The 12,718-nt window shown below is 59.6% G+C and carries 16 protein-coding genes; 11 read left to right on the forward strand and 5 right to left on the reverse strand.

The window, feature by feature from the left end:
* Nucleotides 1-390: 390 nt before the first annotated feature.
* Nucleotides 391-1,920, forward strand: coding sequence for an NCS1 family nucleobase:cation symporter-1 (locus HBO41_RS02200; protein ID WP_017134732.1), 1,530 nt, complete (start codon nucleotides 391-393; stop codon nucleotides 1,918-1,920).
* A 13-nt stretch (nucleotides 1,921-1,933) separates the two neighbouring features.
* Nucleotides 1,934-2,656 (forward strand): aspartate/glutamate racemase family protein, encoded by a 723-nt coding sequence (locus HBO41_RS02205; RefSeq protein ID WP_099548786.1) that lies wholly within the window; start codon nucleotides 1,934-1,936, stop codon nucleotides 2,654-2,656.
* 88 nt (nucleotides 2,657-2,744) lie between these two features.
* Here the strand turns inward: HBO41_RS02205 and HBO41_RS02210 are convergent, their stop codons facing one another.
* On the reverse strand, nucleotides 2,745-3,668 hold the full coding sequence (locus HBO41_RS02210) for a LysR family transcriptional regulator (protein ID WP_169984988.1): 924 nt from the start codon (nucleotides 3,666-3,668) through the stop codon (nucleotides 2,745-2,747).
* A gap of 105 nt (nucleotides 3,669-3,773) precedes the next feature.
* Between HBO41_RS02210 and HBO41_RS02215 the strand changes: the two genes are divergently transcribed.
* The gene (locus tag HBO41_RS02215) at nucleotides 3,774-4,520 is read left to right on the forward strand and encodes a 3-oxoacyl-ACP reductase family protein (protein ID WP_169984990.1); all 747 of its coding nucleotides are present in this window, start codon (nucleotides 3,774-3,776) and stop codon (nucleotides 4,518-4,520) included.
* A 90-nt stretch (nucleotides 4,521-4,610) separates the two neighbouring features.
* On the opposite strand, the gene HBO41_RS02220 is transcribed toward HBO41_RS02215, so the two are convergent.
* The gene (locus HBO41_RS02220; protein WP_169984992.1) at nucleotides 4,611-5,300 is read right to left on the reverse strand and encodes an HAD-IA family hydrolase; all 690 of its coding nucleotides are present in this window, start codon (nucleotides 5,298-5,300) and stop codon (nucleotides 4,611-4,613) included.
* 221 nt (nucleotides 5,301-5,521) lie between these two features.
* Here HBO41_RS02220 and HBO41_RS02225 point away from each other — a divergent pair, with 221 nt between their 5' ends.
* Nucleotides 5,522-5,905 (forward strand): DUF2784 domain-containing protein, encoded by a 384-nt coding sequence (locus tag HBO41_RS02225; protein ID WP_169984994.1) that lies wholly within the window; start codon nucleotides 5,522-5,524, stop codon nucleotides 5,903-5,905.
* On the opposite strand, the gene HBO41_RS02230 is transcribed toward HBO41_RS02225, so the two are convergent.
* Nucleotides 5,865-6,833: an NAD-dependent epimerase/dehydratase family protein gene (locus tag HBO41_RS02230; protein WP_169984996.1), complete on the reverse strand. Its 969-nt coding sequence runs from the start codon at nucleotides 6,831-6,833 to the stop codon at nucleotides 5,865-5,867. The genes HBO41_RS02225 and HBO41_RS02230 overlap by 41 nt on opposite strands.
* A gap of 93 nt (nucleotides 6,834-6,926) precedes the next feature.
* Between HBO41_RS02230 and HBO41_RS02235 the strand changes: the two genes are divergently transcribed.
* The 6 genes from HBO41_RS02235 (at nucleotide 6,927) to HBO41_RS02260 (ending at nucleotide 11,206) form a co-directional block, all read left to right on the forward strand.
* Entirely contained in the window at nucleotides 6,927-7,811 is an 885-nt protein-coding gene (locus tag HBO41_RS02235) for a LysR family transcriptional regulator (RefSeq protein WP_169984998.1), read from the forward strand.
* Between the two features lie 54 nt (nucleotides 7,812-7,865).
* Entirely contained in the window at nucleotides 7,866-8,444 is a 579-nt protein-coding gene (locus HBO41_RS02240; RefSeq protein WP_017134636.1) for a DUF4337 domain-containing protein, read from the forward strand.
* A 192-nt stretch (nucleotides 8,445-8,636) separates the two neighbouring features.
* The gene (locus HBO41_RS02245; protein ID WP_169985001.1) at nucleotides 8,637-9,296 is read left to right on the forward strand and encodes a M24 family metallopeptidase; all 660 of its coding nucleotides are present in this window, start codon (nucleotides 8,637-8,639) and stop codon (nucleotides 9,294-9,296) included.
* A gap of 9 nt (nucleotides 9,297-9,305) precedes the next feature.
* Complete coding sequence (locus HBO41_RS02250) at nucleotides 9,306-9,659, forward strand: gamma-glutamylcyclotransferase family protein (protein ID WP_017138310.1); 354 nt, start codon at nucleotides 9,306-9,308, stop codon at nucleotides 9,657-9,659.
* Nucleotides 9,660-9,761: 102 nt separating this feature from the next.
* The gene (locus HBO41_RS02255) at nucleotides 9,762-10,097 is read left to right on the forward strand and encodes a hypothetical protein (protein ID WP_017138311.1); all 336 of its coding nucleotides are present in this window, start codon (nucleotides 9,762-9,764) and stop codon (nucleotides 10,095-10,097) included.
* Nucleotides 10,098-10,165: 68 nt separating this feature from the next.
* Nucleotides 10,166-11,206, forward strand: coding sequence for a DMT family transporter (locus HBO41_RS02260; RefSeq protein WP_169985004.1), 1,041 nt, complete (start codon nucleotides 10,166-10,168; stop codon nucleotides 11,204-11,206).
* A gap of 69 nt (nucleotides 11,207-11,275) precedes the next feature.
* Here HBO41_RS02260 and HBO41_RS02265 read toward each other — a convergent pair whose 3' ends face one another.
* Both HBO41_RS02265 and HBO41_RS29740 read right to left on the reverse strand, forming a co-directional pair.
* Entirely contained in the window at nucleotides 11,276-11,734 is a 459-nt protein-coding gene (locus tag HBO41_RS02265; RefSeq protein WP_017138313.1) for a DUF2442 domain-containing protein, read from the reverse strand.
* Between the two features lie 3 nt (nucleotides 11,735-11,737).
* A complete protein-coding gene (locus HBO41_RS29740) occupies nucleotides 11,738-11,944 on the reverse strand; it encodes a DUF4160 domain-containing protein (protein ID WP_080593788.1) in 207 nt (68 codons plus the stop codon).
* Between the two features lie 456 nt (nucleotides 11,945-12,400).
* Between HBO41_RS29740 and HBO41_RS02275 the strand changes: the two genes are divergently transcribed.
* Nucleotides 12,401-12,670: a hypothetical protein gene (locus HBO41_RS02275; protein ID WP_017138315.1), complete on the forward strand. Its 270-nt coding sequence runs from the start codon at nucleotides 12,401-12,403 to the stop codon at nucleotides 12,668-12,670.
* Nucleotides 12,671-12,718: the final 48 nt, after the last annotated feature.

Raw genomic sequence — 12,718 nt, forward strand, 5'->3', positions numbered from 1 at the left:
GCCGCCTTCGCGGGCAAGCCCGCTCCCACATTTTGTTTTGGGCAGCCCATAGAAATGTACACACTAATGTAACCATAAGTGCCATTTATGTGTGCAATCCGTATTCTCCCGCACCAAAACGTAACACTCATTTCCTAACGCTGCTTCCCTCTTAAATAAAGCGCCTCCCCACAAAAAATAAATACCTGTTCAATCGGTCAATTTATATTGCTTTTAATTCAGCAATTTATTCAACAGACCTATAAAAACGAAATTAACCCTGATTTTCATAGACCCAAAACTGGCACGCATGTGGCTTAAGGTGAATTGCTCTTTGTATACAATAAATACAAAACATACATACACTTTGCCATCTGCAGCGTTCCTGCAGATGCGCCGGAGCCTGCCGGAATGCGTACAAGCCTCTCGAATGACATCGCACTGGATCTGCCCTCCTCCGCCCTGAACCTCGAGGCCGCAAGCCCCGGCCCATTGGTGCTCAGCCCGCGCCTGCACAACAAGGACCTGGCTCCCACCAAAGCCGAAGGCCGACGCTGGGGGCGCTACAGCATCTTCGCGTTGTGGACCAACGACGTGCACAACATCGCCAACTATTCGTTTGCCATCGGCCTGTATGCGCTGGGCCTCGGCGGCTGGCAGATTCTGCTGTCCCTGGGGATCGGCGCAGCGCTGGTGTATTTCTTCATGAACTTGTCGGGGTTTATGGGCCAGAAAACCGGCGTGCCGTTTCCGGTGATCAGCCGTATCAGTTTCGGCATCCATGGTGCGCAGATCCCGGCGCTGATCCGTGCGGTGATTGCGATCGCCTGGTTTGGTATCCAGACCTACCTGGCCTCGGTGGTTTTCCGTGTGTTGCTGTCGGCAATTCATCCAGGATTTGCCGACTATGACCACAACTCAATTCTCGGCCTGTCGACCTTGGGTTGGGCGTGTTTCATCACGATCTGGTTTGTGCAACTGGCGATCCTGGCGTACGGCATGGAAATGGTGCGCCGCTATGAAGCCTTCGCCGGGCCGGTGATTCTGGTGACCGTGGCTTCGCTGGCCGGTTGGATGTACTTCCAGGTCGGCGGCAATATTGCCTGGTCGATCCGCGAGCCTTTGAGCGGTGGCGAGATGTGGCGCAACATCTTTGCCGGTGGCGCGCTGTGGCTGAGCATCTATGGCACGCTGATCCTCAATTTTTGCGATTTCGCGCGCTCCTCGCCGTGCCGCAAGACCATCCTGGTCGGTAACTTCTGGGGTTTGCCGGTAAATATCCTGGTGTTTGCCGCGATCACCGTGTTGCTCTGCGGCGGGCAATTCCAGCTCAATGGCCGGGTGATCGAAAGCCCGACCGAAATCATTGCGGCCATCCCCAATACCTTCTTCCTCGTGCTCGGCTGCCTGGCGTTCCTGATCGTTACCGTGGCGGTGAACATCATGGCCAACTTTGTCGCGCCAGCCTTTGTGCTCAGCAACCTGGCGCCCAAGTACCTGAACTTCCGGCGGGCCGGGCTGATCAGCGCCACCGTGGCGGTGCTGATCCTGCCGTGGAACCTCTACAACAGCCCGCTGGTGATCGTGTATTTCCTCTCCGGGCTGGGTGCGCTGCTGGGGCCGTTGTATGGGGTGATCATGGTCGATTATTGGCTGATCCGTAAAAGCCAGGTGGATGTACTGCAGCTGTATAGCGAAGACCCGAATGGCGTTTATTACTACAGCCGTGGGGTCAATTTACGCGCGGTCGCGGCGTTTATTCCTGCGGCAATCATCGCCATTCTGCTGGCACTGTTGCCCGGTTTTGCCAGCGTCGCACCGTTTTCCTGGCTGTTTGGCGCCGGTATTGCAGGGCTGTTGTACTTGCTGATCGCCAAGCGCCAAACGTTCTACGCCGATGTCAGCGGCGAAAGCATTGCAGTCGATAACGCCAGTCATTAATCAAGGACATTCCATGCGCATCCTCGTGGTCAACGTCAACACCACCGCGTCAATCACCGACACCATCGCCCAGCAGGCGCGGGCTGTGGCTTCACCAGGCACCGAAATCGTCGGGCTTACCCCGTACTTTGGCGCCGAATCGGTGGAAGGCAACTTTGAAAGCTACCTGGCCGCCATCGCCGTGATGGACCGAGTGATGGCCTACGACCAACCGTTTGATGCGGTGATCCAGGCCGGCTACGGCGAACATGGCCGTGAAGGCTTGCAGGAATTGCTCAACGTGCCGGTGGTGGACATCACCGAAGCGGCGGCCAGCACGGCGATGTTTCTGGGCCATGCCTATTCGGTGGTCACCACCCTGGACCGCACCGTGCCGTTGATCGAAGACCGCCTGAAACTCGCAGGTCTCTATCAACGCTGCGCCTCGGTCCGCGCCAGCGGCATGGCGGTGCTGGAGCTGGAAGAAGACCCGCTGGCCGCCATGGAAGCCATCGTGCGCGAGGCGGAGCTGGCCATTCGCGACGACAAGGCCGAAGTGATCTGCCTGGGCTGCGGCGGCATGGCCGGGCTGGATGAGCAGATTCGCCAGCGTACCGGCGTGCCGGTGGTGGATGGCGTCACGGCGGCGGTCACCATTGCCGAATCGCTGGTGCGCCTGGGGTTGTCGACGTCGAAGATCAGGACTTACGCAACGCCAAGGCCGAAGAAAGTGATCGGCTGGCCAGGCCACCGCTGAAGGCATCCATATTCTCCTGTGGCAAGCCTGCTCGCCACAACGGGCGCCTTACTACAGACGATGGCCGCGACTCGGTAGATGGTAGTGATCAAATCGCGCTGAACACTTGCCCCAGTTTCTGCTCGGCAAACTGCTCGATGATGAAATCCACAAACGCCCGGGTCTTGCCGGGCAGTAGTTTGTGTTCGGCGTAGTAGATGGAGATGTTGCCGTCGTCGACATACCAATCGGGCAGTACGCGTACCAACTTACCGCTCGCCAGCCAAGGCACGGCAAACGGCATGCTCACCAGCGCAATGCCCAACCCCTGGTCTGCCGCGACGCAGGCCGCCTGGGAATCGCTCATGGTCATGCGCGCCTTGAGGTGCAACGGGCCGTGCTCGCCGTGGCGACCGGTCAGTTGCCAGGAACGCACACGGCCGGTTTGTGGCGAACGAATCAGGATGCCATCGCAGTGCTCAAGGTCTGCCGGCTGCACAACCTCCGCATGTGCCGTCAGGTAATCGGGCGAGGCCACCAGCACTCGATGCGCCGGCGCGAGCTTGCGTGCGACCACCCCCTGAGGCAGCTCAAACCCACCGCCCAGTGCGGCGTCAAAGCCCTGCCCAATCAGATCGACCTGACGGTTATCAAAATGCCAGTCGGGGCTGATACCCGGGAAGCGCTTCAGAAACTCGCCCAGCAACGGCACGATGTACAAACACCCCACCACCGTGCCCATGCTCACTTTCAAGGTGCCCACCGGCCGCCCTTCGGCGCTGGCCAAGTTAGCCACGGCATTCTGGATGGTGGTGAGGCTGGCGCTGACTTCTTCGAGAAACAGCTTGCCGGCTTCCGTCAGCGTCAGCCGCCGGGTGCTACGCTGAAACAGCCGAACACCCAGGCGTGCTTCCAGCTTGGCGACGCTTTTACCGACCGCCGCCGGGGTCAAACTCAGATGCCGGGCGGCTTCGGCAAAGCTGCCACCTTCGGCGCTGCGCACAAAACATTCGATACTGCCAAAGCTCTCCATATCGACCACTCTAAACTTTTGGTTTACACAGACTATAGCAATCACGGTCTACCGGCCTGGGTGGGTGAGGCCGATACTCGGTCCATCAACTACTTGGAGAACGACATGACCACACACAATCTCAGCGGCAAAGTTGCATTGATCCAGGGCGGTTCCCGCGGTATCGGCGCCGCCATCGTCAAACGTCTGGCAGCGCAAGGTGCAGCCGTTGCTTTTACCTATGTCAGCTCTGCCGCCAAGGCCGAGGCACTGCAAAACAGCGTGATCAGCGCAGGCGGCAAAGCCTTGGCCATTCAGGCCGACAGTGCCGATGCCACGGCGATTCGCAACGCCGTCAACGCCACCGTCGAAGCCTTTGGGCGCCTGGATATCCTGGTGAACAACGCCGGCGTGCTGGCCATCGCGCCACTGGAAGATTTCAAGCTGGAAGACTTCGACCAGACCCTGACGATCAATGTGCGCAGTGTATTTATCGCCACTCAGGAAGCGGCCAAACACATGGGTGAAGGCGGCCGCGTGATCAATATCGGCAGCACCAATGCCGAGCGCATGCCCTTTGGCGGTGGCGGGCCGTATGCGATGAGCAAGGCGGCGCTGGTGGGGCTGACCAAGGGCCTGGCACGGGATCTGGGACCGCGTGGCATCACCATTAACAATGTGCAGCCTGGGCCGGTGGATACCGATATGAACCCGGCAGACAGTGAGTTTGCAGCGAGTTTGATTGGCTTGATGGCGGTTGGGCGGTATGGGCAGGTCGAAGAGATTGCCAGCTTCGTGGCGTATCTGGCCGGTCCGGAGGCGGGCTACATCACGGGTGCGAGCTTGACCATTGATGGTGGTTTCAGCGCATAACCAAATGTGGGAGCTGGCTTGCCTGCGATGGCGATCTTGAGGACGCTATCGCAGGCAAGCCAGCTCCCACATTTTTTTGACCGTGTTGGGTCAGGACATTGGCGGCAAGCCGTAGGCCGCCAGGTCGAAGTCCGCCAGCTTGCGGATGATCTGGTCGGCATGCTGGTACTTGCTGTCGGCCATGGCTTCATCGGGCACGGCGATGGCGGTCATGTGGGCGGCCTTGGCGGCGGTCACGCCGAACGGCGAGTCTTCGAACACCAGGCAATCCTCGGGCGCGACACCCAAGCGGCGGGCGGCAGTGAGGAAGATATCCGGCGCGGGTTTGGCGGCACCCACTTCTGGGTCATCGGCGGTGACGATCGTGCCGAACAAGCCAAACCACTCACGGTGCAAGGTGGTCTTGTGGCCAAACGAATTGCGCGACGAACTGGTGCCCACGGCAATCGGGATGTTGTGCGCCTTCAAGTGTCGCACCAGCGCTTCGGCACCGGGCATGCCCAAGGCCTTGGGGAAACGCTCGCTCATCAGCGGTTCGCGAATCAGCAGAAACTCTGCCGGGGTGATCGGCAAGTCCAGCGCCTTCACCACATATTCAGCCAGGTCCTGAGCGCCCCGGCCGATGATGTGCTGCTTGATGCCCCAGTCGTAGGTGCGGCCGTAGCGTTCGGCGATAATCTGTGTAACTTCGGTGTAGATACCTTCAGTGTCCAGCAACAACCCGTCCATATCGAAAATCACGGCCTTGATCGGACCGACTGGAGTACGCGGTACATTCATCGCAACAGCACCTTGGGGAAGGACTAAAAGGTTTCAGCACAATAGCGGCCTACAGCGTAGGTAAGCAACCTTGGCGGCCCTCCACCCTGCGGCGCTATTCAAGGTGCCCACAATGCGCTGTACTTGTATGACTTCAACCGCAGCAACACACCGAAAAAGCTGCGCGTGTTTATCGACTACCTGCAAACTCAACGCCAGCCCTGATAAAAGCGAACCTCTTCATGCTCTATCGCATTGCCGCCGACAGCCTGGTGCTGTTCCACCTGTGTTTTATCCTGTTCGTGCTGTTTGGCGGGTTGCTGGCCCTCAAGTGGCGGCCGGTGATGTGGCTGCACCTGCCCGCCGCGGCCTGGGGCGTGGCGGTGGAAGTGTTCCACCTGCCCTGCCCGCTGACCCGCTGGGAGAACATGCTGCGCCACCTCGCCGGGCAGGACGGTTATGGCGGCGGTTTTATCGAGCATTACATTCTTACGCTGATCTACCCGGACGGGCTGACCCCACAGATTCAACTGGGGCTGGGCGCCGTGGTGTTGCTGATCAACAGTGCGGTGTATGTACGCTTGATCAGACAGCGTCAGGCAAACACCCCAGACCGAGCAACGTAGCTTCCACCGCCTGCTCCAGCGGCGTGTGCGGCTCGCGCCCCAAAGCCGCGACCAAGCGCGTGTTTTCCAGACGCAATGGGGTTTGCCACAGGTAACGCATCTCCTGCATTTCGCGAAGGGTGACGACAAAGGGCGCGGCCACTTTCAGCAACCACCATGGGAAACGACCTACGCGTGGTTGCTGGCCCGTCCTGCGCAACACCTCCTGCTGGATCGCCTGGGTCATCTGCGTGCCATCCGTGTCCATATGCCCGGCCATATGAAAGCGCGCAAAAGCCTCCAGGGTTGACCGGCGTTCAAGCAACTCGACCATGGTGCGCGCCACATCCGGCAAATAAGCCCATTGATGCGCCACACCCGGTGCGCCCGGATAACTGATGGCGTGTACCGGTTTACCGGGTTTGATCAAGCCTTGGGCAAACCAGTTGTTGGCCACCCGAGCGCCGAAAAAATCCCCGGCGCGCACAATCAACACACGGGCGCCACGGCGGGACGCCTGTTCCAGACGCTGCTCGAGTTGTACGCGGATAGCCCCCTTGCGCGTTTGCGGGTGCTGCGGCGAATCTTCATACAGCACCGGAAACACATCCGGCCCGAAGTTGTAGACCGTGCCCGGCAACACAATCGTCGCGCCCTCGGCGATGGCCGCCGCAATGCTGTTGTCGATCATCGGCATGACCAGCTCAGCCCAATTGCGGTAACCCGGTGGGTTGACGGCATGTACGATCACCGCACAACCACGGGCCGCGGCGCGTACCTCATCACGGTTGAGCGCGTCGCCCTCGATCCAGGAAAAGTCGGCATTCGCGCGGCGCGCCTTGCCCACATCCCGCGTCAGTGCACACACCTCCCAGCCTGCCGCGTGCAGTTGCCGCGCCACTTCACCGCCGATCCCGCCGGTTGCCCCCAGTACCAGAACCTTGCTCATGACCTTCTCCTGCATTAGTTGGTGAGGCCATTGTGTGTGCAGCCTTGCTATAGATAAATTGCCCAAGACCATCCAGCCGCTATACATTTATGCATGGCATCGACTATTGGATGGGAGCTTTACCGGTCGTTCCTTGGCGTACTCAAGGAGGGATCGTTATCGGGTGCCGCGCGGCAGCTCGGTATCACACAGCCTACGGTGGGCCGGCACATCGCGGCGCTCGAAGCCGAACTGGGCGTGGTGCTGTTTACCCGTTCGCCTGCCGGGCTGTTGCCGACGGCGGTGGCCCACACCTTGCGCGCCCATGCCGAAACCATGGAACGCACTGCCGCGGCCCTGGAGCGCGCCGCGTCTGCCCACGGCGATGAAGTGCGCGGGGTGGTGCGGGTGTCGGCCAGCGAGGTGGTCGGCGTGGAAGTACTGCCGCCGATCATCACCCAATTGCGCCGCGAGCACCCGCACTTGCGGGTTGAACTGGTGCTGACCAACCGCCTCAGCGACCTGCTGCAATTGGAGGCCGACATCGCCGTGCGGATGGTCCGCCCCAGCCAGGAGCAACTGCTGGCGCAGCGCGTCGGCCTGATCGAAGTGGGACTGCACGCCCGCGACGATTACCTGCAACTGCAGGGCGCCCCTTTGCAGATGCAAGACCTGGCTGGCCATTCAGTGATCGGCTTCGACCAGGAAAACGCGTTTATCCGCAGCCTGGCGATCAAGGGCTTTGAACGCAGCGCCTTCGCCATCAGCAGCGACAGCGACCTGGCGCAATTGGCGCTGATCCGCGCCGGTGCCGGTATCGGCGGCTGCCAGGTGCAACTGGCCAAGCGCGACCCGCGTTTGCGCCGGGTACTGCCCGATGGCTTTGCGCTCAAATTGGACACCTGGGTGACCATGCACGAAGACCTGCGCAACAGCCCGCGCTGCCGGGTGACATTCGACGCGCTGGTGCAAGGTTTGCAGCGTTACGTACAGGATTGAGACAGCTTCACTGGTAAAGAATCAGTCTCCCTCAGTCCCTTCATAGACGCCCCCATGTCCGAAGCCTTCGAAGTCCCCAGCCCCCACGAAAAACACATCGAACACACCACCGAACATGCGCACGGGCGCGGTGACAATTTCGCCAGCCGCATCGCCGTAATGACCGCGTTGATGGCCACCCTGGGTGCCATGCTCAGCTACCAGGCCGGCTCCACCGAAAGCGAAGCGGCCATGGACAAGAACAACGCCGCCATCATCAAGACCGAAGCCGCCAACCAGTGGAACTACTACCAGGCCAAATCCAGCCGCCAGAACCTGGCGGAGCTGGCCACGCATATTCCGGGTGTAGATGCCGCGCATTACAAGGACGAAATCGAGCGCTACAAGGGCCAGAAGGAGGAGGTGCGCAAACAGGCCGAGAAGCTTGAGGCGACATCCAAGGAATGGGACCAGAAATCCGAAGAGGCACTGCACCAGCATCACCGCTGGGCACAGGCAATGACCGCGATTCAGATCGCGATTTCGTTGGCGGCGATTACGTTGTTGACGCGTAAAGAGTGGCTCAAGCGCCTGTCCTACACCGCAGGTGGAGTGGCGATGGTGCTGGGTAGCCTGGCCTGGCTGCACCTCTGACAGCATGTGGGAGCTGGCTTGCCTGCGATGGCGGTGGGTCAGGCAACATCACTGTTTGCTGAACCACCGCCATCGCAGGCAAGCCAGCTCCCACATTTGATCTGTGGTGTTTTAACGGTTGGGTTCCATCTCGGCATCGCTATATAGTAAAACGCATAACGACCAGCACAGCCTGACTGCGAGGGAACACCGGTGACTGCACAACCCAAAGAAGCCGTGGGCGCCGCCTACAGCATCGAGGCCATGCGCTACGCCCAAGCCATGACCTGGCAAGCCATCGAACACCTCGCCCAACGCATCCGCCCCGGCATGCTTGAATCCGAGGCTCGCGAGCTGGGCAAACAGGTACTCACTGAGCTCGATATGCAACGCATCTGGCACCCGCTGCTGGTGCGTTTCGGCGCCAACACCCTCAAGGCTTTCAACCAACGCTCCGAAGGCGACCCGGTGCTGGCTGAAAACGATATCTTCCTCATCGACATGGGCGCCGTGTGGCAAGGCCATGAAGGCGACGCCGGTGCCACCTTCACCGTTGGCAACGACGCGGACATGATCGCCTGCGCCAACGCCGCCAAGGCACTGTTCGACCGCGTACAATCACGCTGGAAAAATGACCACGTGGCGGGCCTTGAGCTTTACCGCTACGCCCAAGAGCAAGCCCAAGCCATGGGCTGGCGTTTGAACCTCGACATCAAAGGCCACCGCGTCAGCGACTTCCCCCATGCCATCCATCGCGGCGGCGACCTGGGCGATTTCGAGCATTACCCGAATGCCGGGCTGTGGATTCTGGAAATCCAGATCGCCCACCCGAGCAAGCCCTACGGCGCTTTTTACGAAGACCTACTCGCTTAAGGAACATCCATGGAACGCTCCACCCAATTTCCCGTGCTGCTGTTTTCCTACGGCACCTTGCAGGACAAAGCCGTGCAACTCGCCAACTTCGGCCGGGAACTGGTCGGCCATCACGACGCCATGCTCGGCTATGCGCAAAGCTGGGTAGAAATTACCGATCCGCAAGTGCTCGCCACCAGTGGCAAGACCCATCACCCGATTGTCGCGCCCACCGAGGAAAAGGCTGCCAGCGTTGAAGGCATGGTCTTTCAGATTAACGAGCAGGAACTGGCGGCAGCGGATGCGTATGAGGTGTCGGACTACAAGCGTGTGTCCGTGGCGTTGGCTTCGGGTCTTACAGCGTGGGTGTACGTGCAGGTGTGAAAATGAAACATCCGGGTAATTGATTTCAATCTGCCAGTGTGGGGATTAAAATGGCGCCCCCTCGAGAATTGAATCCCGGGGGTCAGTCCATGGAGTTTCACAGTGAAGTACGTCAGTAAAGTAGTTGCAGCAGCTGTTCTCGGTTTCACCCTCGCAGGCTGCACCGGCACCGCCATCAAATCCCCGCAGTACGACAGCAGCCAATACACCGTTTTGGGCCACAGTGAAGGCAGTGCCACCGGCATCATGTTGCTCGGCGTCATCCCGATCGGCCAGAACAACCGCTTCGTGCGCGCCCAGGATGCCGCCATCAAGGCCAAAGGCGGCGACGCGCTGATCAACACTCAAGTGCAGGAAAAATGGTTCTGGGCCTGGGTACTGAACGGTTACACCACCAAGATTTCGGGTGATGTGATCAAGCTGAAAACCGCGCAGTAAATATAAAGTTGTCAGGGCGCTGCCCCTGGCAAGCGACGTATCATGGGTCAACCTTTCGAGGATGGCCCATGAACCTCAGCATCGTTTACGCACTCGCCGCCGCCGCCCTGTTCGGCGCCAGCACCCCGCTCGCCAAAAGCCTCGGCCTGAACCTTTCGCCCGTACTGCTCGCCGGCCTGCTCTACCTCGGCAGCGGTCTCGGCCTGGCCTGCGTGCGCCTTATCCGTGATCGCGGCTGGAAACCCAGCGGGCTGACCCGTGCTGAATGGCCCTGGCTGCTCGGCGCCATCGCCTTCGGTGGCATCCTCGGCCCGGTTGCCTTGATGTTCGGCCTCACGCGCACCGCCGGCGCGACCGCCTCCCTGATGCTCAACCTTGAATCGGTGCTGACTGCCGTGATCGCCTGGCTGGTGTTCAGAGAAAACGCCGACCGCCGCATCGTCCTCGGCATGCTCGCGATCGTGCTGGGCGGCGTGGTGTTGTCATGGTCCGACGGCGGCGGCGCCAGCCACGACTGGACCGGGCCGCTCGCCGTGGCGGTAGCTTGTTTGTGCTGGGGGATTGATAACAACCTGACGCGCAAGGTCTCGGCCTCGGACGCGCTGTTTATCGCCGGAGCCAAAGGGTTGATTGCCGGGCTGGTGAATAGCAGCCTGGCGCTTTACCTCGGCGCGCAGATACCGGGTGTGGCACAGCTGGCGCCGATCTTGTTGGTTGGGTTTTTGGGGTATGGCATCAGCCTCGTCATGTTTGTGCTGGCGTTACGCGGGTTGGGCAGTGCACGCACGGGCGCTTACTTCTCGACGGCGCCGTTCCTCGGCGCGGCTGTTGCCCTGCTGATGTTTGGGGAATCGGTAACGGTGGCGTTCTGGATTGCATCCGCGCTGATGGCCGTGGGCGTGTGGCTGCACCTGACGGAGCGGCATGCCCATGAGCATCTGCATGAAGCGACGGAACATGGGCATCGGCATGTGCATGATGAACATCATCAGCATGAGCACGGGTTTGAGTGGGACCCGGCGCAGCCGCATAGCCATGTGCACGTTCATAGTGTGATGCGGCATAGCCATGCGCATTTTCCGGATGTGCATCATCGGCATCGGCATTGAGGGCCGGCAGTTCACAAAATGTATTAGGGCGGCTCGATTGGCCGCCCTTTTAGCGAAATACGGTTACGTTCAGGCGTAGCGCCCCTTGTAACCTTTATGCTCGTACTCCCAGCCCTTGCACGCCAGCCCCACATGCTTGGGAATCAAAGCAGCGCCGCTGCTATAGGCGGTGATGGTCCTGCGAGAGAACCCCAACTCCACAGCCGCTGCGGAAAGGGACAGGTTGTTACTGAGCATCCACTGCCGGAAATCCTGTGTCAGCATCACCTCACCGGATTGCTCCAATGCTAGACGGTGCAGCGTAACAGCTGACAATTCGAGGTCGTTACCCCACGTCACATCAAACCCCCACTCACCGACTTGTACTTGGCCGAATCGAGCCAAATCCAGAAGAGGTTTGAGGATCGGAAAGGCATTTATATGATCGAGAAGATCAACGGTATGCCGCTTGCCGTTATTCCATTCGATCTGTAAGGCATGCTTGCCGGCAACTGGTTGCACAGCAGAGATGCGAAGCTTGCTGGTCATAAGTCAGTTCCTCCGGTTTTGTTCATCCCATACGCGCTTGAGATCCGCGATATGAGCTTTTGCCCAAAGCAGGGCGGCTTTCAAGGCCTTTGTTTCTGCCCCTGTACCGAGCACAACAAGCCCTTCTATCTGAGCCAGCGACTCGCCATCCGGCGTCTGCACGTGAAAATGCGGCGGCGCGTGGTCGTCGGGATAGATTTTTATTTCCAGCTTCGTTCACTGCGAAGGGTCGCCATGGAGACGGACGCTAGAGAAAAAATTTCCCTAGCACAATTGTAATTTCAAACGTTTACTCGATTTGCCACTCCCGAGGTTGCAGGGTTCGTAGGTAGGACTGCCCATGCCCAGCAATCCAGGCAACGTCCTACAAACCGTTCAGAAGCGTCGGCCTCGCACTTCAAAATCGTCGAGCCTATAGTCACTCGGTCGCCCACAGGGCGAACGGGTTTGGCGACTCGACTATTAAGACGGCAGAAGTCTCCCGGCAGATTTGCGGGATGCGCCTGCACGCAATAAGCTGCTCAACGGCTGCTGTGCGTGGGAGACCTTCGGGTCTGCCGGTCTTTGTCCGTTCTTATACCGGTTCGCCAACCTGCGTACAGCGGCCACCTTTTGTTTGGCGACAAATGCGTGGCTCATATTCCTCTAAGTGAACGGACTTAACGCATGAACCAATACATAGCCCTCACCAGCAACGACAGCGCCACCCCTGCCCTTTTTGTCGATACCACCGTCCCCCTGGAAATTCTCCTCGACGCCGCGAGTTTTCGGCTGCGTGCCGTCACCCAAGTCCTTGAGAACCTTGCACTGCGCAGCGAGATCAGTAGTGATGCCGTTGTTCTCAGTGATTTTGCCCTGCTGTGCTCAATCCCGTTACGCGACGGCTGCGATTTGCTGGACGTGATAGGCCGGCGCATGGATATGCCCGGCGCGTGATCTAGAAACGGCAGTTTTCAAACTCCAGAGATCACAAAACCCCTGGTT

Origin of the sequence: Pseudomonas sp. WS 5146 (assembly GCF_012985495.1) — a bacterium.
In the GTDB taxonomy this organism is placed as follows: domain Bacteria; phylum Pseudomonadota; class Gammaproteobacteria; order Pseudomonadales; family Pseudomonadaceae; genus Aquipseudomonas; species Aquipseudomonas edaphica.